This is a genomic window from Mesorhizobium sp. WSM4848, from assembly GCF_055811375.1.
In genome coordinates, this window is record NZ_JBVVPX010000004.1 from 161812 (window position 1) to 187097 (window position 25286).

Below are 25286 nucleotides of genomic sequence, written 5' to 3' on the forward strand. Positions count from 1 at the left end.
GACGTCGTCTCCTGTTGCGGATGGCCCCGGCGGATCAACTGACCCGCCGGACCGTCGTCAGGTCACGAAGCCTACTTCAACCAGCCCTTCTCCTTGAAGTATTTTTCAGCGCCCGGATGCAGCGGCGCAGAATTTCCTTCCGCAACCATCTTGGCGGGATCGAGCTTGGCGAAGGCCGGGTGCAGCGACTTGAACTCGTCGAAATTCTCGAACACCGCCCTGGTCAGTTGGTAGACGCTCTCATCGGGAACCTTGGCCGAAGTGACCAGCGTGGCGAGCACACCGAAAGTCCCGGTATCGTCTGGATTGTTGGCGTAGAGTCCGCCCGGAATGATCGCCTTGGCGTAGTACGGATTCTCGGCGACCAGCTTGTCCACGACCTCTCCAGTCAACGGTACCAGCTTGGCGCCGCAGGTGGTTGTCGGATCCTGGATGTTCGCTGAAGGGTGGCCGACGCCGTAGAAGAACCCGTCGATCTTGCCGTCGCAGAGCGCCGGCCCGTGCTCGTCAGCCTTCAGCTCCGATGCGAGCGAAAAGTCGGCCAACGTCCAGCCCATCGCACCGAGCAGACGCTCCATGGAGGCGCGCGTCCCGGAACCGGGATTGCCGACGTTGAAACGCTTGCCCTTAAAATCCTCGAATTTCGTCACGCCGGCATTGGGATGCGCCAGCACCGTGAACGGCTCTGGATGGATCGAGAAAACCGCGCGCAGGTTGGTATGGGGGCCTCCGTCCTTGAACGATTCCAGCCCCTTGTAGGCGTTGTACTGGACGTCCGACTGGGCCATGCCGAAGTCGAGTTCGCCTTCCTTGATCGTGTTCACGTTGAATGCCGATCCGCCAGTCGATTCGACCGAGCAGCGGATGCCGTGTGTCTTGCGATCCTTGTTGAGCAAACGGCAGATAGCGCCGCCGGCGGCATAGTAGACGCCGGTGACGCCACCGGTCCCGATGGTAACGAAATTCTGCTGCGCCATTGCGCTGGCCGAAAACAGCAGCGCCGCCGACAAAGCGGCGATCTGCGCTCCGAGGCGTGCAGTCCGGGCATGTTTCATCTGGTTCTCCCTTGGTACTTTGCGTGCCGTCGCGGCCGTCCGGTGTTTTGGTGTCAAGGCACGTCGATGCATGCTACGATTGTTGCGCTTTATCAATCAAGAGAAATGGTTGTTACAATGAATACGCGGGAGATGGGTTTCGACGCGCTTTTGGCGCGCATACTGACCGAACTCCCCGAATTGAGCTCGGAACTGCGCAAGGCGGCGCGTTTCCTGGTCGATCATCCCGACGAGGTGGCGCTGGTTTCCATGCGGGTGCTGGCCTCGCGATCAGAGGTGACACCGACGACCTTCGTGCGACTGGCGCGGCGGCTGGGCTTCGGCGACTGGGCGGCGCTGCGCAAGCCGTTCGAGGACCGGCTGCGCTCCGGCAAGGCGCCTTTCGCGGCAAGGGCCGATGCGCTTGTCCGACGCCGGTCGGAGGCGATCTTCGCCGAATCGCTGAGGACGACGGCGACCAATCTGGCGGCGGCCGAAGCGGTCAACGGCAGCGAAGAAATCGCAAAGGCCTGCGCGATACTGGAGAAGGCTCAGCGCATACGTGTCGCCGGGTTCCGAAGCTGCCGCGCGCCCGCCCACGCGCTCGTCTATCTCTGCCGGATGTTTCGGCGCGAGATCACGCTGCTCGGCGGCGACGGCGGTGCGATCGAGGCGGAACTTGCAGCGCTTGGAAAGAAGGAAGCGGTGGTCGCGATCGGCTTTTCGCCCTATTCGCGTGAACTCGGGCCGGTGGTGGAGGCTGCGCAACGACACAGCGTTCCGATTGTCGCGATCGTCGACAGCATGGCCGCTCCGATCGCGCGGCATGCGAAGGTTGTCTTGCGATTCTCAACCGACAGCCCGTCCTTCTTCCCATCGGTAGCCGCAGCTATGGCTATCGTGGAAGCGCTGGCCGCAACGATGCTGGCGCGCAGCGGGCCGGCCGCGGCGGCTCGCGTCAGGGAGACGGAATTGGAGTTACAGGCGTTCGGCGCCTATCTGCCGGAATGAAGGCCGCTGGCTATGCCACCGCAGCGTCTATCGCGTCGCCGAGCCGTTCGACAACCGCGTCGATTGCCGCGGCGTCTATGATGAAGGGCGGCGCCAGCAGCACATGATCGCCGCGCACGCCGTCGATCGTGCCCCCTGCGGGATAGACCAGCAGGCCGCGCGCCATCGCCTCGCGCTTGATCCTCGCATTGAGCTTCCGCTTCGGTTCGAAGGGCGCCTTGGTAGAGCGATCCTCGACCAGCTCTACACCCATAAAAAGGCCGCGCCCGCGAATGTCGCCGATATGGGCATGGTTGCCGAACCGTTCGCCCAGTCGCCGCGAAAGATGCGCTCCCATCGCCCGGACATTGGCAAGCAGATCGTCGCGAGCGATCACCTCCTGGACGGCGAGCGCCGCCGCGCAGGCCATCGGATGGCACATATAGGTGTGGCCGTGCTGGAAGAAGCCGGAGCCTTCGGCGAAAGCATCGAAGATGCGGCGCGAAAGCAGCACCGCACCGATGGGTTGGTAGCCGCCACCGAGCCCTTTGGCGATCGTCATCAGGTCGGGCGCGACGCCGTCCTGCTCGCAGGCGTGCAGCGTGCCGGTGCGGCCCATGCCGCACATCACCTCATCGAGGATGAGGAGCACACCGTAGCGGTCGCAGATTTCACGGACACGCCTGAAATAGCCGGGAACTGCGGACACCGCTCCTGCTGTCGCGCCGACGACAGGTTCCGCGACGAAGGCCATGACGGTGTCCGGACCGAGTTCGAGAATTTTATCCTCGAGCGCCTTGGCGGCGCGCAGGCCGTAGGCCGCCTCGCTCTCACCGACTTCCTGGAAGCGGTAGGCATAGCATGGGTCGATATGATGCGTGTCGATCAGCAACGGGCGGAATTGGGCGCGGCGCCACTCGTTACCCCCGGCAGCGAGAGCGCCGAGCGTGTTGCCGTGATAGCTCTGTCGGCGGGCAATGACGTTTCGCCGCTCTGGCCTGCCGATCTCGACGAAAAACTGCCGTGCCATCTTGAGCGCCGCCTCCACCGCCTCGGAGCCGCCGGACACGAAGTAGGCGTGGCTGATACCTTGTGGCGCGCCGGCGACGAGCTTGTCGGCCAATGTCTCGGCCGGCTCGTTGGTGAAGAAGCTGGTGTGGGCATAGGCGAGCTTGTCGGCCTGCGCGTGGAGCGCGGCCGTCACCTCGGGATGACCGTGGCCGAGGCAGGAAACCGCCGCGCCGCCTGACGCGTCGATATAGGCGCGGCCATCGCGGTCGAAGAGTTCGATGCCCTTGCCGCCAGCCGCGACGGGCAGGCTCGCATGAATCTGGCGATGCAGGATGTGTGTCATGCCTTCCCCGATTGACGATGGCGCGATTTGCAGCGAACCTATCATGCAACATATGTTACATACTGTGCAATACTGAAACAGTTGGACTGAGCCTATGACCGTCGACAGGGACGCCACCGGCCCCGGACTTATCGCACCGACGGCAATCGCCGTTGCGCCGAATGGTGGACGGCGTGGCAAGCAAGACCACCCTGCCCTGCCGATCGGCCCCTGGGAACTGGCCCGGACCGCCGCCGCCTGCCTCGAGGCGGGCGCCGCCATGATCCATACGCATGTCCGCGACCGCGACGGCGGCCATTTGCTCGACGCGCACGCTTATCGCGAGACGACGAAAGCGCTACGTGATGCGGTAGGCGAGCGGCTGATCATCCAGATCACCAGCGAAGCGATCGGCCGCTACCAGCCGGCCGAGCAGATGGCGGTGGTGCGCGCTGCCCGCCCCGAGGCGGTTTCGCTGGCGCTGCGCGAACTGGTGCCGGACCCTGCCCATGAGACCGCTTTCGCGCAGTTCCTGTCGTGGTTGAAGCGCGAGCGGATCGCCCCTCAGATCATCCTTTACGCGCCCGAAGAGGCGTCGGCCCTGGCCGCCATGCAGCAGCGCGGGCTGGTGCCTTTCGACGACATCCCGGTGCTCTATGTGCTCGGCCGCTACACCCCGGGACAGGTTTCGCGACCGGCCGATCTGCTTCCCTTCCTTGCGCAGGACCGCCCGCGCTTCGCGCACTGGATGGTCTGTGCCTTCGGTCGGCACGAAACCGCCTGCGTCACGGCCGGCGCGCTGCTGGGCGGTCATGCCCGCGTCGGCTTCGAGAACAATTTTACTCTGGCCGACGGCACAACTGCCAAGGACAATGCCGCGCTCGTAACAGTAACCAAAGGCGCTCTGACTGCTTGTGGCGTCAGGATCGCCCAAGCCAACGATCTGCGCGCCGCCTGGTCGATCCAGGGCTAATCCTCGCCCGCACGCCTTGAGGCTTCCTTCTCATCAAACGCTCCGGCAATATCCGAGACGTAAACGATCGGTAAGCGGCTGGGCTACCAGCCCGGGGCAAGGTTTCATATGCCGAACCTCCGTATTTACTGAGCCGTAGCCGCCCTTCTCGGACCGGCCGGGCAGAGGCCACGTCGGTTCGTCACATTTGTCGAAAATGTCTTTGCTACGCTGCAACCGAACTCTTGGGCTTACGTTTAGGTTGCAATGGGTGCTGGGGAGGCCTTATGCAGACGTACCTCGTCGAACAAATGGAGGGCGATGAAGTGATTACGGTGCGTGTCATCAACGCGCCGAGCCCTTTCAAAGCCGCCGCCATGTCGACAGATCGACATGTTACGCTCCGAACGTGGGAAAAGGATTGGATTCGAGTAACCGACGAGAACCGGGGACACATCTTTGCATACAGCTTTGTCTCCGACGCAAACTCAGACACCAGCGGGCTTGTAATAGCACCGAATAAATCAAGAAAAGCCCAAAAAGCTGATCAAAGACGCGAGTAAGCGCCACTTTTTTGCTTTTTGCTGCAGCGCGCCAGAACCGTGAACACCGCGAAATTGAGCCGGCAGTTGCGGCATGGCTGACGCTCACGGCGTGGTATGTCCCACAACCACCCTTCCCTCGCCGGCTTCGTTCGTGACCGCCCGGATCCCCTCGAAGGACTTTGAGCGCTCCAGCAAACGCATGACCTGCCGATCCTGGCCGAGACCGACCTCGAAGAGCAGCATGCCTCCGCGCCGCAAGTAGCGCGGCGCGTCCTTGATCACCCGCATATGGATGCTCAGGCCGTAGGGGCCGGCTGCAAACGCTTCACGCGGCTCGAACTCGGTCAGATGCGCGCGGTCGCCCTCGAGCCGCTTTTCCGAAATGTAAGGCGGGTTGCAGACGATCACGTCGATCGTGCTGTCGAGTTCCAGGCTCGAGAAAGCACTGAACAAGTCACCCCTCAGCACCGACACGCGATCTGCCATGTCGTGATGGGCGACGTTGCGGCGCGCGACCGCGACGCATCCATCGGTGAGATCGCTCGCCCAGACCTGCGCGGCAGGGGCGTAATGCGCGATGGCGCAGGCCAGATTGCCGGCCCCGCAGCACATGTCGACAACCCGCGGCGCCGGCAGGTTCATTCGCCGCAGAACATCAAGTGCTGTCGTGCCGAGCAACTCCGTCTCCGGCCGGGGAACGAGCGCACCGGGCGCGATGAGCAACTCCAGCCCCATGAAGATGGTGCGGCCTTTGCGGTAGGCTTCGGCGACACTGATCTCTTCGCTCACGACAGTCCCCTTCCGTCTTGTCGGTCGCGGTGCCCGACAATTGTGTGGAAGTTAAATCACTAAGTTCCCGATCGGCAATCGAAAAACACGCCTCGCTATGGGCATTGGCGATCGCGAGCTATCGGCATCGTCTCGAGGCGTTGGCACATGGTCCTGAAGGATAGGAACGGATGATTCGACGTGTTCAAAAAAAGAGGAGCCTTACCTGCCTTTTAGGATTATATTAGCAAACTGGGCTTGCGGTGTTGGGGCATCGCTGGCGTTGACTGGATGAATTGACGAGTGATTGGCCACGACTCCAAAGGCCCGTGACGGTTCAATCCATTCAGGTTTCGTTGGGGTAGTTCAATGTATCGAATCGTCATCGCCGACGATCACGGCCTGTATCGTCGTGGCCTGCGCTTGGCTCTGAGCGCAGGCATTCCAGGTGTGGAGATATTTGAGGCGTCGTGTTTCGACGCCGCGCTCAGTCTGCTGGCCGAGCAGGCGTCCGTTGATCTTGCGATCCTGGACTTGAACATGCCCGGATTGTTCAATCAGGAAGTGCTCGGCGGCATTCTGTCAGCTTATCCGGATACGCGATTTGCCATTGTTTCCGGGAACGATTCACGCTCGGAGATACTCACGGCTCTGTCGATCGGACTTCATGGCTATATCGTAAAGTCGCAAAGAGACGAAGAGGTCGTTATGGCCGTCAACGAAATCCTCTCGGGCCGCATCTACGTCCCTGCACTTCTGTCGCGCCCCGGTGCTGCGCAGACAACTCACGCACCTGCTCCCTCCGAGCAGGTCCCGCACCGACGTACCACCACCGGCAATCTTGGCAGGCTGACCTCGAGGCAGAAGGAGGTCCTCAAGCTGATGGCGGAAGGGTATTCGAACAAGGAAATTGCGCGCGATCTGGAGATCGCCGAAGCGACGACGAAAATCCATGCCGCTGCGGTTTTGCGTGAGCTTGGGGTGCGGAATCGGACGGAGGCTGCCGTTATGCTGAAGACGTGGTTAACGAGGGATATCAATTAATTAGAGCACCACGTTCTTTTGATACGCAAGGGGCGGCGCTGTCCGATCTTGGCCCACTGGCGTCAAGGGCCGATTTCCTTGCGCGACAGCCGCAGCGAATATCGCAGCCCGTGATCCGTCATTTCCAGCTTGGGAGAGTGACCGACAAGCGGCGCCCCATCCACTCCGATTATCATTGAACCGAAACCATGGCGGACAACTTTTGAAGGCCGCCGCCGCCCTGATTCCACCCAATCGAACACGATGTCACCGCCCGCACCTTCCGATGCGAACGTCCAATTTACCTCGACCCGGCCTTTTGAATCGCCAAGCGCTCCATGTTTCAAGGAATTGGTCGCAAGCTCGTGAACAATCATCGCAAAGCTCTCGGCGGCACCTCCCGACATCGTAACCGAGGGACCGCTGACAGATATTTCGCGTGTCTCCATATACGGTTGCAACTCCTGGACAACGAGATCGTGAAGCATCCCCGACCCGCTGCTGTTGCCCGAAAGGAGCAGATGCGTTGCCTCGAGCGAACGGATCCTGTCGATGAGCGTCTCCTTGTACCTGGCGACATTGTTCTCTGGAACATTGACCATGTTCACCAGTGCCGTGATCACCGGGAACAGGTTGATGAACCTGTGGCGTTGCTCGAGCATGATGCGCTCCCGCTTCTTGGCCGCGGCACGCAGCAGTGTGGTTTGCCGTCGCTCGGTCAGGTCGGCGGCGACGCCGAGCCGCTGTAGACGATCATCGTATTTCTCTTCCCTTCCGCGCAGAGCAACCCAGCGGATATGTCCGTCCGGTCGTCGGACGCGTATCTCGACGTCGTAGTTCGTGACCGATGCGAGCTTTCTCGATACAGCCAGCTTTGGCCAGTCCGCCGGATGAACGACGGCCGACAGTTCCTCCAGCCGGCGGCTGCCGGCCGGGGGCAGTCCGAGAATGTCCCAGAATGCGCCCGAACCGGTGACGATGCCGTCTTTAAGGTCGATCCGCCACGTGGCCAGGCGTCCAGCAGACAAAGCGAGATCCAGCCACTCCTTCTGAGCCCGAAGCGCTTCGTGCACGGCTCGTCGTCCCGAGATATCGTCGACCACCACGAAAATGGTCTCTGAGAGAACCCCATCGGGCACGGACAAAGACAGCGTCAGCCGCGCCCAGAATGCCGAACCGTTCTTTCTTAACAGACGCACCTCCGAAGCGAACGAAGCAGAGTCTTTGCCCAGGCCAGCCAGCGATTGCGCCAAGGCATCACGGTCGTCCGGATGAACGAGTGTCTCCAGCTGCAATTGGGCAAGCTCCTCCTCCTCGTAGCCTGTCATCTCGCTGAGGCGTCTGTTGGATTGCAGCAGCTCACCTTTCTCGTTGGTGTTTGCGAACCCCATGGCGGCGCGCTCGAAAGCCCAACGATAGCGGCTTTCGGTTGCTTCGACGGCAGCGAGCCTGGCTTCTGCTACCTCCAGCAGCTCACGGACGTCCTGCCGCAGCCGGTGGAATGTCATGGCAATCACGCCACCGGAAATCAGAAGCAGAATGGCGCGCGCCCAATCTTCGCCGGAGATCTGACCATGCAGGGTGCTTCGTGTCCATAAGCCGGCGGCCACCATCAGGACCGTCGCCGCAAGCGCAGGACCACGGTCTTCAAGGTAGGAAATGATAATAATAGCTGGAATGAATTCCAGGAAACTCGACCCTTCTCCGATGTATGCTGACGCCTTTGTTTCAAATATCAGCGTAGCAGCCAGTACCGATGCGGAGGCAAGGTGAGTTAGCAGTCTGCCTGTTGGGTTCAAATCCGACCTGCGCGACTGCCAATTCATCGACATAAACTACTACCTTTTGACTAGGCCGTCGAGACTAGAGCGAAAAACGTACAACCTAGTCCGACTGCGGGATTGCCATACCACTATGACAGCGCGCATTTTATCAAGCAGGGGCGAGCAGAACTCATCAGAATATAACGAGTTTCAAGACAGTAGGGAGCGCATTTTTTGCGAGCTCTCTGCAAGAAGACTGTTCGTAAATCCCGGACATGTTATTGCGGGCTGATGGACCTTTGGGGAGGTTGGAAAATGACTACGATCGATAGATACAGTGATGCCGTTGCGGGCGACCGGTACATCACGACAGGAGCCAAGTATAACCCTGACGCGCAGGTGACGCGGCCCTTATATGCTTATCCTCGGCCGGAGACAGGGGGCGACGAACCAAAGAGACGCAGCCTGGAATCCGTCACCGGCATGCTTGATCGCCTCGGCTGTGGTTATCTCGTACTAAACCGCGACAGAAAAGTAATCGAATGGAACGCGGCCGCTCTAACCACGCTGGAGCGCCCCACGCCGGAGCGCCCCACTCTGGAGCACAAAGGCGAAGCGGCTGATACAGCCAGTGAGCTTTCGGCAGCCCTAAGACGGCTGGTCGCAAATGTTCCGGCGCCTTTCCTGCCGGGCTCGCTTTCGTGGGTGGTGATCCGCAGCACAGGTGACAGGCCGGTGGTACTGAAGGAAAACGGTCTTATCGCCCCCGACGGAACCAGCATCGTGGCATTGCTTGGCCGTGTGAACAGGTCGGGGCCAAATCCTCAGACGCTGCAAAGGATGTTTGGCTTGACGACCGCGGAAACGCACCTGGCTCTGCGTTTGGCCCAAGGCGATGCGCCGTTGGAGATCGCCCGCAGTTGGCGGCTCAGCCGCACCACCATCCGCTCACAGCTTGCCTCGCTGTTCGCCAAGACCGAAACGAGACGTCAGGCGGAACTGGTGGCTCTTCTGGGGCGCATTTCGGTCCTGCCATGAAATTTGGGCCATAATTTTGGGCTCGGCCTGGATCCACGCGCCCAGGCATCCTGCGCAGCGACGCAGATCGCCGGTGTCGCGGTGATGCTGTGTCGCGGTGATTCTGCTCGCCAACCGGGCTGGTCGGTAAACTGGCACCTGGGGGCGCTGGCGTCTATCGCCGGGGCGTGTATGCGCTGTCCATCTCTTCGCCGCGTATCGGCAGCGCTATGTCGTCATCCAGGAGCCGGGTGATCCGGGCAAAGCCCGTAAAAGCCTTTCTTGCTTCCTCGGCAGACATCTGACCTGCCAGTGCCGCAGCGCAGCAGTTCAGTGCGCATTGATACACCGGGCCGCGCCTACCCTTCGGCCAGTGGCGCAAAAACGTCATCGCTTCGCTGACATTGTCGATTTCTTCCACCGGTTCTCCGTGCCCGCGCGAAATTCGCACCGGCGTAAAGAATTCCAGGCGATTCATTTTTTCCTCCCGTCGATCGCGATGCGTTCGATCGAACCTTATTAAATACACGGCCAGCCAATTGGTTCCCGGAAAAACGTCCACTGCCTTGATAAATGGCAGCGGGCCGGCTGGGTGAATCGCCGGTCATCGCCCGACTTCTTGCCCCCGACTTCTTGGCCGTTGCGGAACGTTCGGGGGAGTGGCGCATTTCGACATCAGCGATGATCTTTCAGGGAAATGCCAGCCTATGAAAATAGCCCATGTGGCGCCGCTCCACGAATCCGTGCCGCCTCGGCTCTATGGAGGCACGGAGCGCATTGTCTCCTATCTGACTGAAGGGTTGGTCGAACTGGGCCATGACGTAACTTTGTTCGCCAGTGGCGATACAAGGACCTCGGCAAATTTAATACCGTGTCGCGAGCGTGCGCTGCGTCTTGACCCAAGCCCGCTGAAATCCGAGACAGCGGCGCACCTTTCGATGCTTTCCGAGGTGAGGAAACGAGCTCAAGAATTTGATATCATTCACTTCCACCTCAGCCACTTTCTGCATTTTTCCTTCTTCGAGCACATGCATGAGCGGACGGTGACGACGCCGCATGGCAGGCTCGACTACGTCGATCTGGCACCGGCCTATGAGCGTTTTCCGCGCTTTCCGATGATCTCCGTGTCCGGCAGCCAAAGGACGGGGCTGGCCGACGCCAACTGGCTGGCGACGATCCACCACGGGCTGCCGACCGAACTCTACAAGCCGGTTTTCGAGCCGAGCCCAGGGGAGCCCTACCTCGCCTTCCTTGGCCGGATGTCGCGCGACAAGCGTCCGGATCGTGCCATCGAGATCGCGCTGCGCTCGGGGCTGAAACTGAAGCTTGCTGCAAAGATCGGCGACGACGACCGGGCTTATTTCCGCAAAATGGTCGAGCCGCTGGTCGATGGTGATCGTGTCGACTATATCGGCGAGATCGACGAAGACAAGAAGGCGGAATTCCTCGGCAAGGCGGCCGGCCTCGTATTCCCGATCGACTGGCCGGAACCGTTCGGTCTTGCCGTCATAGAAGCGATGGCCTGCGGCACGCCGGTGATCGGCTGGAAATCCGGCGCCTTGCCGGAAATCGTCGATCGAGGCGTGACCGGTTTTATCGTGGATTCCATGCAAGGCGCGGTTGCCTCGGTGCCCGAGTTGCTGCGGCTCGACAGGCGGAGGGTGCGAGCGGTCTTCGAAAGGCGGTTTTCTGCCAAAAGAATGACCCGCGACTATTTTTCCGCCTATGCGCGCCTGATCGGCGCCTCGGCCGAAGCAAGAGCGTCGTGAGCGGCATTACCTCAGGGGGGCGAAACGAGAGGGATATGTAGAGAATGGCCCAACTCGACGAGCGCCAGCTTGATCCCGCGGTAGCACTTGCGTCCCTGGACGCCACCGCACATCGAGAGCCGCATCGGCTGTTCGCCCTCAAGCAAGGCGATTGTTTTGCCGTGTCCGACGCCTACGGCGATATCCGCGGCGCCGGCGACGGTTTCTTCCGTGACGACACGCGAGTGCTTTCCGAATTCCGGCTGACCGTCGGCGACCGGCAGACATCGCTGCTCGGTGCGTCGCTCAGCCAGGACAATGTGCTCTTCACCTCCAACCTGACCAATCTGCCGATGCAGAGCGTCCGCGGCCGGGACATTCCGCAAGGCGCGATCCATATCGAGCGCGTCAGGCTGCTTTGGCAGGACCGGCTGTTTGAACGCATCACCCTTTCCAACTACAGCCAGGAACAGTCCACGATCCGCGTTTCGCTGCATTTTGCCGCCGATTTCCGCGACATGTTCGAAGTGCGCGGGTCGACGAGGCTGAAGCGCGGCATGGCCCATGCTGCCAAGACGGATGCGACCTGCGTGCTGCTTCGCTACGACGGGTTGGATGGGCTGGCGCGGATGTCTGCGATATCGTTCTCCCAGGCCCCAGACCAGCTGACGGGCGACCGAACCGACTTCCTGATTGCCATGACGAGGCGCAGCAGCAAGGTGCTGTATGTCGAAGTCGGTCCCGAAGTGGCGGAAACGCCGAACCGCGATCGCTTCCGCGCCGCCGCGGCCCGGGCTCACTTCGGCATGCGGGCCAAGCGCCGCCATGGTGCCACGGTGCACAGTTCCGGGCGCGTCTTCAACGATTGGGTCGAGCGCGCCCGCGCCGATGTGGCGCTGCTGACCACCGAGCTTACGACCGGACCCTACCCCTATGCGGGCATCCCCTGGTTTTCGACGGCGTTCGGCCGCGACGGCGTGATCTCCGCCTTGCAGATGCTGTGGCTCAACCCGGGCCTGACGCGAGGCGTGCTGGCGTTCCTTGCGCAGCACCAGGCGACGGAGACATCGCCGTTCAGCGATTCGCAGCCAGGCAAGATCATGCACGAGACCCGCAAAGGCGAAATGGCGGCGCTGCGGGAGCTCCCCTTCGGCCGCTACTATGGCGGTGTCGACACGACGCCGCTCTACATCCATCTCGCCTGCGCCTATGCGGACCGTACCGGTGACATGGCGTTCGTCGACAGCCTGTGGCCGTCGCTCTGCGCTGCGGCTGAATGGATCGAGGAGGCAAGGCGGCCGACCGGCTTCGTCACCTATCAGCGTGCCGCCGAGTCCGGCCTCGCCAACCAGGGATGGAAGGACAGCAGCGATTCCGTCTTCCATGCCGACGGCCGAACCCCCAAGGGACCGATCGCCCTGGTGGAGGTGCAAGGCTATGCCTTTGCCGCGTTCCGGGGGTTGGCGGCGCTCGCCCGTCGCCGCGGCGAGCTCGACAGGACCGATCATTGGGAGAGCAGCGCCGAGGCCATGCGCACCGCTGTGGAACGCCATTTCTGGCTGGACGATCTCGGCTTCTATGCCTTGGCGATCGACGGCGCCGGCGAGCCCTGCAAGGTGCGGACGTCTAATGTCGGGCACCTTCTCTATGTCGGCCTCCCCGCGCCGGCACGAGCGCAGATGGTCGCCGACCAGCTGCTTTCGGCATCCTTCCATTCGGGCTGGGGGCTGAGGACGCTCGCTGACGATGCTGTGTTCTTCAACCCGATGTCATACCACAACGGCTCGATCTGGCCGCATGACACCGCCATGTGCGGCGCCGGTCTGGCACGCTTTGGCGAGCGTGAAAGCGTGATCCGGCTGATGAGCAGCACCTTCGAATCGGCTGTCCATTTCAACATGCGGTTGCCCGAACTGTTCTGCGGCTTTACCCGCGCGCCGGGCGAAGCGCCGATTGCCTATCCCGTCGCCTGCCTGCCGCAGGCCTGGTCGGCTGGGTCTGCCTTCATGCTGATGCAGGCCTGCCTCGGCCTCGAGATCGACGGCTGGGACAGCGAAATCCACGTCACCCGTCCCAGGCTGCCGATTGGTATCGACACGCTCACGCTGAGGCATCTTGGCGTTGGCGCCAGGAAGGTGGATCTGACTTTCCAGCGTGTCGGCGACAGGGTCGTCGCCTTTCTCGCCGAACGGCATGAGGGGTTAGTGCCGCTCGTCGTGCGGACCTAGTTTGGCTTTTCGCATGGTACCAACTGCGGGGCTGCATTTAGCGGAACCGATGGCCCGTCTGAGCGTTCCGACGCACGGCAGCTGATTGGCGGCTGCGAATTCGAAAAACAAACAAAACGGCCACCGACCAGGCCGGAGAAGATCGTTGTTCCAATGTCAGACTTTGGCATAGAGGTACTCTGGGTTCTAATCATTGCAAGCCTGGGCCTTTCCGCTGTTGCCCTGGTGTTCTCGATATCCCACCGGCGCCACATACCTGCGGCCGCATCCTCCGCAGGGGATGACCTGGCTTCGGAAGCGGCTCGCACGGTGCTGCGGGAGTTTGAAAAGAATGGCCACTCGGCCGATGCAGCGCTGATCACATGGTCGCCCGACACGTTGCGCAAGATCCTGGCCGACGATCTGCCGGCGACGCAGGTGATCGTCGTATCCAACCGCGAGCCCTACATCCACAACACTAGGGATGATGGCATCGAGCTCCTGGTGCCGGCCAGCGGGCTGGTTTCGGCACTTGAGCCGATCACCCGCGCCTGTGCCGGCACCTGGATTGCATATGGCGGCGGAACAGCGGACCGCCTCACCGTCGACGAGAACGATCGGGTTGAGGTGCCGCCTGGCAATCCGTCCTACACGCTGCGCAGGGTCTGGCTGACCGAGGAAGAATACCAGGCCTATTATCTAGGCTTCGCCAATGAAGGTCTGTGGCCGCTTTGTCATATCGCCTTCACCCGCCCGATTTTTCGCGCGTCGGATTGGCAGGTCTATGAGGCCGTGAACCGGAAGTTCGCCGATACGGTGGTTGCCGAAGCGCGCAACGAGCGGCCGATCGTGCTGGTTCAGGACTACCACTTCGCGCTCTTGCCGCGCATGATCCGTGAGCGCCTGCCCGAGGCGATCATCATTACTTTCTGGCATATCCCATGGCCCAACTCGGAAGTGTACAGTATCTGTCCATGGCGTGAACGGATCCTGGAAGGTTTGCTCGGCAGCTCCATCATCGGCTTCCATACGCAGTTTCATGCCAATAATTTCACCGAGAGCGTCGATCGCATCCTGGAAAGCCGGATAGAACGGGCGGATGCGGCGATCTCCTATGGCGGGCAAACGACGCTGGTTCACGCTTACCCCATTTCCATAGAATGGCCGGCCGAACTGCTGGCAAGATTGCCGGCTGTCGAGGAATGCCGTGCCCGTGTCCGCGAAAGATTCGGGCTGCCGGCGAACGTCAAACTGTGCGTCGGCGTCGAGCGCCTCGACTACACCAAAGGCATTCCCGATCGCTTTCATGCCTTGGACGAATTGTTCACGCGATATCCCACATGGGTAGGCAAAGTGGTTTTCCTGCAGGTCGCGGCGCCCAGCCGAGGCACATTGCCGGCCTACAAGCAACTTCGTGACGAATGCCATCGCGATGCCGAAGAGCTCAACCAGCGCTATGGCGGCGAGAACTACAGTCCCGTCCTGCTGCTCGCCGAACATCATTCGCAGGAGCAGGTCTACGAGATCTATCGTGCCGCCGACATATGCATGGTCACCAGCCTGCATGACGGCATGAACCTGGTGGCCAAGGAATTCGTCGCGGCGCGCGACGACGAACAGGGCGTGCTGCTGCTCAGCACCTTTGCCGGCGCTTCGCGCGAACTCCTAGAGGCACTGATCGTCAACCCCTATGATGCGACCATGATGAGCGAGGCGCTGCTGCAGGCGCTGACGATGACGCCGGACGAGCAACGCGAGCGCATGCGGCCGATGCGCGAGATGGTCCGCGACAATAACGTCTATCGCTGGGCCGGCAGCATGCTGCTGGACGCAGCGCGCCTTCGCAAACGCGGAGTGACTGGCAACGGCGAGCGGCCATCCAACAGCAACAACGTCGTTTCCATCTTCGAGCGGGCACGAAAGGCGGCGTCGTGACGGACCTTCGACTGCCGCTGGCCCCCGACCTGCCGGAAGAGCAATGGGCGCTTTTTCTCGATATCGACGGCACCTTGCTGGAACATGCCGCTCATCCCGACGCTGTCTTCGTCGGTGATGAACTGCGTCAGCTTCTCGGAAATATCGAGCGAAGGCTGGGCGGCGCCCTCGCCTTCATCACCGGACGTTCGGTCTCTGCCGTGGACAGATTGTTTCATCCCCTGAAGCTGCGCGTTGCAGGGCTGTACGGACTCGAGCATCGGTTGAACGCGGGCGGTCAAGTCGACATTGCCGACGCTCCGGCGGATATCGCAGCTCTTGCCGACGAGATTGAGGCCGAACTCGGTGGAGGCAAGGTCTACGTCGAGCGCAAGGGGCCGGTCCTGGCCATCCATACCCGCGCGGCGCCGCAACTGCTTGCCCGGGCAACGCAGCTTGTCGAGCAGGCATTGACGCAGCTTCCGCCCGGGTACCGCGTGATTGCGGGAAACGCTGGCGTTGAACTCATGCCGCTGGAAGCCGTCAAAGGAGCTGCCATCCGGCGTTTCATGGAAATCCAGCCCTTTGCCGGCCGGCGGCCCGTTTTCCTCGGAGATGACACCTCGGACGAAAACGGTTTCGAGGCAATAAACGAGGCCAACGGCATCTCTATCCGCGTGAAGCCGCGCGGGCCGACGGTTGCAAGCTATGTTCTCGGCGACGTGACCGAGGCAATAGCCTGGCTCGAGGCCAATTTCGGCGCGGCGCGGGTGTCCTGATCGCGATCCCGGCGATCATCAGACAGGCTCGCGCCATGCCTGATCCGATGAATGCCGATTGGTTCCGGTTCAGCCGATCTTCCCGTCCACGATGTGAATGCGGCGATCCATGCGCGCCGCCATGTCGAGATCATGCGTAACGGCCACGACGGTCTTGCCGCGCTCGCGCACCAGATTCTCCAGGATTGCGAAGACCTGCTCGGAACTCTTGCTGTCGAGGCTCCCCGTCGGCTCATCGGCAAGGATAAGCGGCGGATCGTTGGCGAGCGAGCGTGCCACCGCGACGCGCTGACGCTGGCCGCCAGAGAGTTGGTCAGGCCGCTTGTCGAGATGTTCGCCGAGCCCCAGGGATGAAAGCAGCTCACCGGCCCGTTCGCGCATCTGAGGCCGCGCCAGCCGGCCAAGCTTGCGCATTGGGATTTCGACATTTTCGCGCGCCGTGAACTCCGGCAGCAGAAAGTGAAACTGGAACACGAAGCCCAGCATCGAAAGCCTGGTCCGCGCGCGCTCCCTTTCATTCATCGGCTCGGCGTCGCGGCCGCCAATTGTCAACGTCCCGGCGGTCGGCCGGTCGAGCAGCCCGAGCAGATAGAGCAATGACGATTTTCCGGAGCCGGAGGGACCGGTGACGGCGACGAATTCTCTTTCGTTGATCGCCAGCGTGATGTCCTTGACCAGCGTGACGGGAACCGTCTCGGGCAACACGCGGGTGAGTTTCTCGGTCTCGATGAGTGCGCTCACGACGCGCCTCTGATGATCTCGACGGGGTTCAGGCGCGCCGCACGACGCGCCGGCAGGTAGCCAGCCACTGCCGCCGAGCCCAGCGCGAAAGCCGACGCGATGACGTAGTGCATCAAGCTCCAGGCGATCGGCAGCCGGGTCATCTCCTGGCCGGTCGCGGCGATCTCGAAACGCACCAGCGACAGCGCATAGGTCATGGAGACGCCGAGCAGCCCGCCGAGCACGGAGCCGGCAGCGCCGATCGCGACGCCTTCCAGCAGAAAGAGCCGGCGCATGTCGGACTCCGGGAAACCAAGCGACTTCATGATGGCGATGTCGCGCGCCTTTTCGTGCGTGATGGTGGAGATAATGTTGTAGATGCCGAAGCCAGCGACCAGCATGATCGCGCCGACAACGGTGTACATGATGACGTTGCGTACGACGAGCGCTTCGAGGATCGATTCATTGGCCTCCTGCCACGCCACCGCCTTGTAGCCCAGTTCGGCCTCGGCACGCTTCGCCACCGCCGGAGCGCGGTCAGGATCGTCGAGCTTGATGCGGATCTCGCTGATGGCGTTCGGACGCGCCGAGAGTATCTGCGCGTTTTTCAGAAGCACATAGGCCTCACCTTCGTCGCGCGCGGTGGTGCCGGTGTGGAACAGGCCAGCGATCTTGAAGTTGCGGGTCAGTCCCTCGGCGGAGACCGCCGTTATCGTGTCGCCGAACCCTGCGCCGAGCCGGCTCGCCATCGTGTCGCCGATGAGCACGTTGTTGCCGCCCGCGGCAAGCGCCGAAAAGCTGCCTTCGACGAAGTCTCCGACAATCGGCGACACGCCGGACTCGCGCTCCGGCTCGATGCCAATGATCGCCGCGCCGACTTCGCGGCTGGAAAAACGGATCACACCCTGCGTTTTGAGGCTTACCGCGAACCGGCCGGGAATCCAGATCTCCAGCCAGGAGGTCGCGGCGGTCGGGTTGATAATGCCGCGGCGATCGTCGCGCGGCCTGAGCCCGGAAATCGCCACAGTCGCGAAGGCATCCTCGGCTGGTTGACGGCGGGCCGTGCGCTGCTCGTCGGTGATGTCGACATGCGGCATCGTGTCGACGAGCTGCCTGACGAAATCGTCCTGCCCACCCTGCATCAGCGCCGCCATGGCAATCGAGAATCCGACACCGACCGCAACGCCGATCACGGCAACCAGCGTCTGGCGACCGCGGCCGGCAATGTGCGTGAGGGCGATGTCGAAGATGAGCGGCATCGTTGCGTCATCACTCCTGGGCGCCGGTGATGCTCACACGCGCGCCGTCGGCGAGGTCGGCGGGATAGGGCGAGATGATGCGAGCCTTCTCATCGAGCCCCGACAGAACCTGGATGCCATTGGTGCCGCGAATACCGGTTCGGATTTCACGTCGCCGGGCCTTGTCGCCGTCGGCGACGAACACCTTATTCCCGTCGACAGCAACGGACGGGATCAACAGCGCATTTTTCGAAACGCGGATGACGATGTTCACGTCGGTCGACATGCCGATACGAAGCGGCGTATCGTCCGGCAGGCGGAAACGGACGCGATAGGTCTTCGTCACCGGATCGCCCTTGGGTGTGATGCTGTCGACCACCGCTTCCAGGTCCTGCTGGCGGAACGCGTCGGATTTAAGCAGCGCCCGCTGGCCGACCTCGACCCGGGGTATGTCCTCCTCGTTGACCTCGGCGACCACCAGGAGCGGCTTCGGCTCGCCGACCCAGAATAACACCGTGCCGAGTTCGGCGACCTCACCCACCTCGCCGTCCTGCCTGAGCACGACGCCGGCGCTCGGCGCGCGTAACACGTAGGTTTCAAGTCGCGCCTTCTGTCCGGCGACCAGCGCCTCGATCTGGCCGAGCTCGCTCTGTGCACGATCGAGAGCCTGCTGGCTCGCCGCACGCCTTTCGGCAAGCACCGTCAGCCGCCGGAGCTCTTCCTGGGCAAGCGCTTGACGGGCTTCGAGTTCGCCAAGCACGGCCCGGGCCTCGCCGTCGTCGAGCCTGGCGAGCACGTCGCCTTGTGCAACCCTCGACCCCTCGCAATTGCATTGCTCGACGATCCTCTCGCGAACCACGGGAGTTACCTTGGCCCAGGTTCGCGGCTCGACGGAGCCACTCGCGTAAACGATTTCCGCCGCGTCGCCGCGTTGTGGCGTCACCACCGAAACCTTGGCCGGTTGCCACAGATACCAGGCGCCGAAAGCAGCCGCGGTCGCGAGAACAACGATGCTGGCCGTCCAGCGTATCCGTCGCAAGAGACTCTCCTTCATGATCGAATCCGAATGTCCTGCGGTGACAGACAATAGCACTAGACCGACCGTCGGTCTATAAAAGTTGCATAGAGCTCCGGTTCGTGCTCCTCTTACCGACCTGTACTTTGTGAGGTTCGATTTGCCCCGAGTGATAAAGTCGCCGGAGATACGATCCGCCGAGCTCCTCGACTGCGCCCAGCGGCTTTTCTTCGAGCGCGGCTACGACAACACCACGGTGAACGACATCATCCGCGAGGCCGGCCTGTCGAAGGGCGCGTTCTACCACTATTTCGCATCGAAAGAGGCGCTGCTGGAGGCGCTCGCCACACGTCTCGCCCGCGATAGCTTCACCGAGTTGCAGCCCGTGCTCGACGATCCCTCACTCGATGGGCTTGGCCGGCTCAATGCTCTGTTTGCCGGCTCGCGGCGGCTGAACGTCGAGCTTGCCCCGCAATTGCGCAAGACATTTTTCGTCCTGTTCCGGCCCGAGAACCTTGCCCTCTTCCATCGGGTCGACCAAGCGGCCAGGGAATTGGCCATGCCGATAATCACCGACCTGCTCAGGAAAGGCAGCGCCGAAGGCATCTTTGACGTGCCCGATCCGGAAGCTTTTGCCGAGATGTTTTTGCAGCTGCGGCTAATCTTTCGGGATGTAATGCACCGCGCCTTGCTGAAAGCCGAGCAGGGAAATATCGACGAAGCGGCGCGGCTGCTCGACGATCGGCTGCGGCTCTACGGCATTGCAATCGATCGGCTTTTGAAGCTGCCCGATGGAACGATAGAAGCGGCGCAACCCGGGTTTGCCCGGGCGTTCCTCGAAGCAGGCCCGTGAGTCGCCGAGCCAGGCCACCCCGCAGCGATTCGTTATCCCGTTTTTGCCCATGCGCCGACAAGGGGCGGCAGCATGATGCACATCTGCTGTTCAACAGCCTCGCTGCGCAGTCGCTCGACGAGCGTATCGACCTTCACTTCGGCGGCGGTCGCGGCGCCGACGGCCTCGGCCATCGGCAGCAGGCTGCGCAAGGTCTCGGCAATATAGTCGTAGATCGGCGAGTCGGGCCCGCTACCGGCGAGGCCGGCGGAATTCATCTGCGGCGCCGGCAGCCCTGCGCCGGCGAAGACCATCGGTAGCCTGCCACCCATGTCGACCTCAAAACCCGCCCCCTCGAACGTCTCGATTATCCAGCCGCGGCATTTGCTGAACAGCGGCGCCTCAGGAAAACTGCGGGTGAGCGGCATCGCCATTTCCTGGAAGGCGACGAGACCGCCCGGCCGAAGAAATCCGACAAGCCTGCGCAGGGCTGCGACGGGATCGGGCAGATACATCAGGACGAGCCTGCCGATCACCGCATCGAAAGTCTCGTCGGGCGAGAATGTATCAAGCTCGCCGGTGGTAAAGCGTGTCCAGTAACACTGGCCGGATTCGGTGGCGCGCCGCTCGGCAACATCTACCGCCCCCGCCGAACGATCCACGCCGAGCACTCTTCCCGAGGGCCCGACCAGCCTCCCGGCCAGCAAGGAGACGTCGCCGACGCCGCAGCCAATGTCGAGCACGCGCATGCCCGGTCCTATTCCCGCGCTGCGCAGGAAATCCTCGGTAAGGTCGTGAATGAGCGCTCCCTGCAGTTCCAGGCGCTGGAATTCGCGTTCCGTGTAGCCCAGGGCATAGGGACGCGGATCCGTGGCGCCCTGATCGCGGTCGATCTTCGGCGCGTATTGGGCAAGCAGATTGTCCATTATCTGACTCCCTGATCGATTTAATCTGGGTTTGACTCCCGATTTGCCTGATCGCCGAGCAGCCATCTGGCCGCCCCGGGGTGGACCGCCACGATCGGCGATCAGTGCTACACCGTGATTTCAGGAATCGGCATTTGCGTTACGACTGAAACAGCGGTCGTGTCTGACGTACCGTACAGGCGGAGAACACCCTGCCCCGGGCCTTCGGACGCGACTTCGGCTTCGGACGCGACTACGTCTTCGGAGGCTGCGGGACGAACACAATATGCGGTGTCTTCGGCGGACGACCGGGCGGCACATAGTCCGGAACCGGCGTATCGTCTGCCGGCAGCGAAAGCACATATCGGTGGATGGCGCGCAGGTCGGCCTCGGTCATGGCACGCAGGTTGAACCACGGCATAGGGGGGCGCGTCTCGACTGTACGCGCTGCCTGTACCCAGTCGTCCTCGCCCATGGTTCGCAAAAGCTGACGAAGATTCGTCGGGTAGGTCGTTCCCCACGGCCCATTGAAGCCAAGGGAGTCTCCGATCAGCCATCGATCCTCGGGAACGTTGCCGGCCTTCTCCAGATAATTTGGCGTGTGGCAGTCGTTGCAGCCGCCGATTTTCACCAGGTATCGACCGCGCTCAATTGAATCGGTCGCCGTCGCCGCACCCGTCTCGCTTGGGTCGAGCGTTACGGTGGCGAGCAGCCCGGTCAGGCTAAGGGCGGTAATTGCGATGAGAGCCCATCGTGTCATCAGCTTCTCCTACCGGTTTCCACTTTTCGGGCCATGGTCTTTTCGGAATCATGGTCTTCTCGCGGTCATGGTCCGGGCCTGGACTGGAACATCGAAGGGCCCGGCTACCGGTTGATTTCAGCCAGGCGAAATTTTGGTTACGGTTGTAACGCGGACCCGGCCGACCGTGATCAGCCTGAATGCAGATGGCGGGCAAGGCATTGTGCAACAGAGGCCGACAGCAGCGGCTTCTTGATGACTTCGCTTATGCCGGCCGCCGTCAGTTGACGCGATCGGAGCGTGCGGCCGTAACCGGTCATCAGGACGATTGGCAGGTCAGACCGGATCTCATGCAACTTGCCGGAGAGCTCGACCCCGGTCATCTCAGGCATGACCTCGTCCGTCAGCACCAGGTTGAAGCGCCCCGGATCGGCACGGAAGGCATTGAGAGCCGCAGGGCTGCGGTCGAACCCGACCGGCTCGTAACCAAGCGCGGCGAGCATCTCCTCGGCAAGTTGCATCAGCGGCGTATCGTCATCGACAACCAGGATCGTCTCGCCATTGCCATACTCGACCGGAACCTCGGTGGCCTCGCCTTCGCTCTCATCCGCGTGGGCTGAAGCGGGTTCAATCTCAGGAAAATAGATCTCGAAGGTCGTGCCTTGGCCCAGTTGGCTCTTCACGTCCACCGCACCCCGATGTGCCGCGACAATGCCGTGCACCGTCGACAGGCCGAGGCCGGTTCGTGAAGAACGGCTCGAAGATGCGCTCAAGAGTCGCCTGATCCATGCCGCTGCCGGTGTCCCTGACGGCAAGGCGGATATAGCGGCCGGCAGGCAGGTTGCCGTGCGACAGCGCCTGCGCCTCGACGATCTCCGTCATGTCGAGAGCGATCTCCAATACGCCGCGGCTGTTCATCGCCTGCGCCGCGTTGGTGCCGAGATTCATCACCACCTGCTGAAGCTCGGTCGGATCGCCCGTCATCACTGCATCCGCGGCTGCAAGATGCGTCTCCACTGAAAGCGTGGCGGGGAGCGAGGCGCGCAGCAGATCGACCGCCTCCGCAATCACGGACTGCACCCGCAGCGCGTGATGCTGCCGCTCGCGGCGACGGCTGAAGGCAAGGATCTGCTCCGTGACGTCCTGCGCCCGCCTGGCGGCCTTCATGATCTGCTGGACGTAGCGCCGCGCACGGGACTCCTTTAGCAGCACCACCAGCGCCATCTCGCCATAGCCGAGGACGGCGCTGAGAATGTTGTTGAACTCGTGCGCTATGCCGCCGGCTAGCGTTCCGATCGCTTCCAGCCGCTGCGATTGGTTGAGCCGCGCCTGCAGTGCCTCGCGTTCCCGATCGTTGTGTTGCCGCGCGATGGCATTGGCGAAGATCTCGGCGGCGGTCCGCAGCAGCGCGATGTTGTCGTCGGTCCAATGCTTTTCGTGCGTTACGCCATCTAGAGCCAGAAAACCCAGCCGCTCGCCGGCATGGCACATCGGTATGCAGAGCCACGATCGGATTTGATGCGCCTGCAGGCATGCCTTCTCCCGCCCCTCCGGAAGCTCGCCGACGCGGGGGACGTCGATGCAGCCTTGCCGTTCATGGTCCGCGGGCGTCCAGCGTGAAGCCAGCTCGATCAAATCGTTCGGCAGGCGGGCCGTCGCGCTTCCGCTCGGACGGCGATAGAAATAGCCGCCGGAAAGATCGGCATCATATGTGCGGCTGACGAAAATCTGGGCGCCGTCGAGCCCGGCATGTTCCACCAAGCGCGCGAGGCCCTTGCTGATGCCGGCCCGGATGCGGTCACACGCGGCAGATTGATGAACTGTGTCGAGATCGAAGCGATCAAGCCCTCGAATTCCAGCCGCTCGCGCAGGATCCGCGCATTTTGGCGCAGGCGAGCGAACAGGTAGGCCACATAGCCCACGAGGACCAGCGCCGCGACGTAGAGCAGCGTCTGGAACCGCGCAGCTCGTGCCGCGGCGCGCCCATGCACATCGAGATACAGGTCCTGCAGAGCGCGGGCCCGTTCGCTCGTTGGCGCAGTCTGCAGGCGGGAGACGAGATCGTCGACCGCCGGAAGCCTGGTGACGATAAGTCGGCCGTGGGAGACAAGAGAGGCGACATCGCTTGAGCCACGGCATCGACGGATGGCCTGGCCAGCCGGTCAAGCGAGGCGGTCACTGCCCTTGCCGCCTCCGGCCGGGGATCGCTGATGAACCGCGACATGGCGATCATCAGAGCTCCGATCTCGACCGCTCGAAGGCCGTCGCCCTCGCTCGTGAGCCGACCGCTCATATAGTTGAAATAGTTCAAAGAATTCTGCAGCAGCGCGTTGTCCGACTTGAACGCCTCGACGAGCGTTTCCTCGTCGCGAACCGCGGCGATGACCTCGGCAATCCGCCTCTCGATGTCCGCCCGTGCTTCGCCGCCTGCGACATCGCTGGCAGCCGGCAGCGTCCGCGTCGCCTCATTCAGGTTCTCGATCGACCGCACCAGCGGATCGTAGCTGCGCAACAGCCCTGCCCGTGCCCGCAACACGTCGCGCTGCAGGGCAGCGTTATAGAGGATGACAGTCCTGAGAGCGTCGAGCGTGCGTTCGTGGCGCGCGGCATCAGGAGCCGCGCCCTGCAGCAGAAGGAAGGTCAGGACGATGAGCAGGCAGGCGACGACCGGCGCCAGGATGGGTAGCGACTTCACTGCTGCAGACGATCGGCTGTGCTGGTCAACGGCCGGCCGCGATATTCGCCCGTCAGCGTCGCAAGGAACTTGACGATGAGATCGGTATCGCGCTGGTCGAGCTCCCGGCCGAGCTGGCTTCGCGCCATGATCTTCACTGCGTCTGCGAGCGAAGCGGTACGGCCGTCGTGGAAATACGGCGCCGTCAACGCGACATTGCGCAGGCTGGGAACGCGGAACACATGGCGGTCGCTCTCGACGCCGGTGATGGCGAAGCGGCCGAGATCGGCCTGGGTCACGATTTTCTGACCGGCGAAGGGATTGCGAAAGATGCCGAACTTCTGAAACAGATTGCCGCCGACATTGGCGCCCTGATGACAAGCGATGCAGCCATACGCCTTGAACAATTGATAGCCATGCTCGTCGTCCGCCGTGATGGCGTCGCGCTCGCCCTTGAGATAGCGGTCGAAACGAGCGTTGGGCGTGATCAGCGAGCGTTGAAAGATGGCCAGGGCGTCGAGCACATCCGTCCGGCCGGGAGCCGCGCCGTAGAGCGTCACGAATCGCCGCGAATAGTCCGGGTCGGAGCGCAGTTTCGGCAGCAATTCTTCCCAACTCGTGTTCATCAGCCTGTCATCGAGCAGGACTGCCTCGTTCTGCTCCTCGACAGTGCGGAAATTGCCGCGCCAGTTCAGCCGGAAATTGAGTGTCGCGCCGAAGACGGTCGGCGCGTTGAAATCGAGCTGCCTGCCATCCGCCGCCGTGGAACGCGCCCTGCCGTCGTCGCCGCTGAGACCGAGCCTGTGGCAACCGCTGCAGGCGATGACATCGTCATGCGACAGCCGGACATCGTTGAACAGGCTCTCGCCAAGCGCGATCTTCGCCTGGTCGGAAGGACCGGTGCCCGTCATCGGAGCAATCGGCTCGCCGATCGGAGGGGCCGGCTGATTGACCAGGGCCAACGCAAACGGTGCCGCCGCTGCCAGGCAAAGCGGAACCAAAAGCCCCGCCCGAACCTTACCAATCTGCTCATACGCCATCGAGTGAGCCTGTGGTATCCGATCACGAAGATTATCGGTGTTTACCAACA

At 62.3% G+C, this 25286-nt stretch carries 23 protein-coding genes and 2 pseudogenes; 10 read left to right on the forward strand and 15 right to left on the reverse strand.

Annotated features, from left to right (window positions below; genetic code table 11):
* Positions 1-71: 71 nt before the first annotated feature.
* The gene (locus tag AC0L16_RS06270) at positions 72-1055 is read right to left on the reverse strand and encodes a TAXI family TRAP transporter solute-binding subunit (RefSeq protein WP_473619645.1); all 984 of its coding nucleotides are present in this window, start codon (positions 1053-1055) and stop codon (positions 72-74) included.
* 117 nt (positions 1056-1172) lie between these two features.
* Here AC0L16_RS06270 and AC0L16_RS06275 point away from each other — a divergent pair, with 117 nt between their 5' ends.
* The gene (locus tag AC0L16_RS06275; protein ID WP_473619646.1) at positions 1173-2045 is read left to right on the forward strand and encodes a MurR/RpiR family transcriptional regulator; all 873 of its coding nucleotides are present in this window, start codon (positions 1173-1175) and stop codon (positions 2043-2045) included.
* A gap of 10 nt (positions 2046-2055) precedes the next feature.
* On the opposite strand, the gene AC0L16_RS06280 is transcribed toward AC0L16_RS06275, so the two are convergent.
* Entirely contained in the window at positions 2056-3378 is a 1323-nt protein-coding gene (locus AC0L16_RS06280; RefSeq protein ID WP_473619647.1) for an aspartate aminotransferase family protein, read from the reverse strand.
* Positions 3379-3472: 94 nt separating this feature from the next.
* Between AC0L16_RS06280 and AC0L16_RS06285 the strand changes: the two genes are divergently transcribed.
* Together AC0L16_RS06285 and AC0L16_RS06290 are read left to right on the forward strand one after the other, a co-directional pair.
* Positions 3473-4330, forward strand: coding sequence for a beta-keto acid cleavage family enzyme (locus AC0L16_RS06285; protein ID WP_473619648.1), 858 nt, complete (start codon positions 3473-3475; stop codon positions 4328-4330).
* A 266-nt stretch (positions 4331-4596) separates the two neighbouring features.
* Positions 4597-4872 (forward strand): hypothetical protein, encoded by a 276-nt coding sequence (locus tag AC0L16_RS06290; RefSeq protein WP_473619649.1) that lies wholly within the window; start codon positions 4597-4599, stop codon positions 4870-4872.
* 84 nt (positions 4873-4956) lie between these two features.
* Here AC0L16_RS06290 and AC0L16_RS06295 read toward each other — a convergent pair whose 3' ends face one another.
* The gene (locus AC0L16_RS06295) at positions 4957-5643 is read right to left on the reverse strand and encodes a N5-glutamine methyltransferase family protein (RefSeq protein WP_473619650.1); all 687 of its coding nucleotides are present in this window, start codon (positions 5641-5643) and stop codon (positions 4957-4959) included.
* A 348-nt stretch (positions 5644-5991) separates the two neighbouring features.
* Between AC0L16_RS06295 and AC0L16_RS06300 the strand changes: the two genes are divergently transcribed.
* The gene (locus AC0L16_RS06300) at positions 5992-6666 is read left to right on the forward strand and encodes a LuxR C-terminal-related transcriptional regulator (RefSeq protein WP_473619652.1); all 675 of its coding nucleotides are present in this window, start codon (positions 5992-5994) and stop codon (positions 6664-6666) included.
* Positions 6667-6728: 62 nt separating this feature from the next.
* Here AC0L16_RS06300 and AC0L16_RS06305 read toward each other — a convergent pair whose 3' ends face one another.
* Entirely contained in the window at positions 6729-8477 is a 1749-nt protein-coding gene (locus tag AC0L16_RS06305; protein ID WP_473619653.1) for a PAS domain S-box protein, read from the reverse strand.
* Between the two features lie 246 nt (positions 8478-8723).
* Between AC0L16_RS06305 and AC0L16_RS06310 the strand changes: the two genes are divergently transcribed.
* Entirely contained in the window at positions 8724-9446 is a 723-nt protein-coding gene (locus AC0L16_RS06310) for a helix-turn-helix transcriptional regulator (protein ID WP_473619654.1), read from the forward strand.
* Between the two features lie 154 nt (positions 9447-9600).
* On the opposite strand, the gene AC0L16_RS06315 is transcribed toward AC0L16_RS06310, so the two are convergent.
* Entirely contained in the window at positions 9601-9903 is a 303-nt protein-coding gene (locus AC0L16_RS06315; RefSeq protein ID WP_473619656.1) for a DUF982 domain-containing protein, read from the reverse strand.
* 229 nt (positions 9904-10132) lie between these two features.
* Here AC0L16_RS06315 and AC0L16_RS06320 point away from each other — a divergent pair, with 229 nt between their 5' ends.
* The 4 genes from AC0L16_RS06320 (at position 10133) to otsB (ending at position 16073) form a co-directional block, all read left to right on the forward strand.
* The gene (locus AC0L16_RS06320) at positions 10133-11194 is read left to right on the forward strand and encodes a glycosyltransferase family 4 protein (RefSeq protein ID WP_473619657.1); all 1062 of its coding nucleotides are present in this window, start codon (positions 10133-10135) and stop codon (positions 11192-11194) included.
* Positions 11195-11238: 44 nt separating this feature from the next.
* Positions 11239-13401: an amylo-alpha-1,6-glucosidase gene (locus tag AC0L16_RS06325; protein WP_473619658.1), complete on the forward strand. Its 2163-nt coding sequence runs from the start codon at positions 11239-11241 to the stop codon at positions 13399-13401.
* A gap of 153 nt (positions 13402-13554) precedes the next feature.
* Positions 13555-15315 carry an alpha,alpha-trehalose-phosphate synthase (UDP-forming) gene (locus AC0L16_RS06330; protein ID WP_473619660.1) on the forward strand — a complete coding sequence of 587 codons (1761 nt, stop codon included), beginning with the start codon at positions 13555-13557 and terminating at the stop codon, positions 15313-15315.
* On the forward strand, positions 15312-16073 hold the full coding sequence (otsB, locus tag AC0L16_RS06335) for a trehalose-phosphatase (RefSeq protein WP_473619661.1): 762 nt from the start codon (positions 15312-15314) through the stop codon (positions 16071-16073). Before AC0L16_RS06330 ends, otsB begins: the two co-directional genes overlap by 4 nt.
* A 69-nt stretch (positions 16074-16142) precedes the next feature.
* Here the strand turns inward: otsB and AC0L16_RS06340 are convergent, their stop codons facing one another.
* From AC0L16_RS06340 to AC0L16_RS06350, 3 genes are read right to left on the reverse strand one after another with little or no spacing between them, the layout of a single operon-like run.
* The gene (locus tag AC0L16_RS06340; RefSeq protein WP_473536601.1) at positions 16143-16814 is read right to left on the reverse strand and encodes an ABC transporter ATP-binding protein; all 672 of its coding nucleotides are present in this window, start codon (positions 16812-16814) and stop codon (positions 16143-16145) included.
* A complete protein-coding gene (locus tag AC0L16_RS06345) occupies positions 16811-18052 on the reverse strand; it encodes an ABC transporter permease (RefSeq protein WP_473619662.1) in 1242 nt (413 codons plus the stop codon). Before AC0L16_RS06345 ends, AC0L16_RS06340 begins: the two co-directional genes overlap by 4 nt.
* Positions 18053-18062: 10 nt before the next feature.
* The gene (locus AC0L16_RS06350; protein ID WP_473619663.1) at positions 18063-19085 is read right to left on the reverse strand and encodes an efflux RND transporter periplasmic adaptor subunit; all 1023 of its coding nucleotides are present in this window, start codon (positions 19083-19085) and stop codon (positions 18063-18065) included.
* A gap of 130 nt (positions 19086-19215) precedes the next feature.
* Between AC0L16_RS06350 and AC0L16_RS06355 the strand changes: the two genes are divergently transcribed.
* Positions 19216-19899 (forward strand): TetR/AcrR family transcriptional regulator, encoded by a 684-nt coding sequence (locus AC0L16_RS06355; RefSeq protein WP_473619751.1) that lies wholly within the window; start codon positions 19216-19218, stop codon positions 19897-19899.
* Between the two features lie 32 nt (positions 19900-19931).
* Here the strand turns inward: AC0L16_RS06355 and AC0L16_RS06360 are convergent, their stop codons facing one another.
* The 7 genes and pseudogenes from AC0L16_RS06360 to AC0L16_RS06390 form a co-directional block, all read right to left on the reverse strand.
* The gene (locus AC0L16_RS06360) at positions 19932-20804 is read right to left on the reverse strand and encodes a class I SAM-dependent methyltransferase (RefSeq protein ID WP_473619664.1); all 873 of its coding nucleotides are present in this window, start codon (positions 20802-20804) and stop codon (positions 19932-19934) included.
* Between the two features lie 232 nt (positions 20805-21036).
* Positions 21037-21543 carry a c-type cytochrome gene (locus tag AC0L16_RS06365; protein ID WP_473619665.1) on the reverse strand — a complete coding sequence of 169 codons (507 nt, stop codon included), beginning with the start codon at positions 21541-21543 and terminating at the stop codon, positions 21037-21039.
* A 170-nt stretch (positions 21544-21713) separates the two neighbouring features.
* On the reverse strand, positions 21714-22205 hold the full coding sequence (locus AC0L16_RS06370; RefSeq protein ID WP_473619752.1) for a response regulator: 492 nt from the start codon (positions 22203-22205) through the stop codon (positions 21714-21716).
* Positions 22206-22214: 9 nt separating this feature from the next.
* Positions 22215-23271, reverse strand: a pseudogene (locus AC0L16_RS06375) (ATP-binding protein); the annotation flags it as partial.
* Positions 23154-23669 carry a DAHL domain-containing protein gene (locus AC0L16_RS06380; protein ID WP_473619754.1) on the reverse strand — a complete coding sequence of 172 codons (516 nt, stop codon included), beginning with the start codon at positions 23667-23669 and terminating at the stop codon, positions 23154-23156. The pseudogene AC0L16_RS06375 and the gene AC0L16_RS06380, both read right to left, overlap by 118 nt.
* Positions 23654-24217: pseudogene (locus AC0L16_RS06385) on the reverse strand (DAHL domain-containing protein); the annotation flags it as partial. The pseudogene AC0L16_RS06385 and the gene AC0L16_RS06380, both read right to left, overlap by 16 nt.
* A complete protein-coding gene (locus AC0L16_RS06390; RefSeq protein ID WP_473619666.1) occupies positions 24214-25236 on the reverse strand; it encodes a cytochrome-c peroxidase in 1023 nt (340 codons plus the stop codon). The pseudogene AC0L16_RS06385 and the gene AC0L16_RS06390, both read right to left, overlap by 4 nt.
* Positions 25237-25286 lie beyond the last annotated feature (50 nt).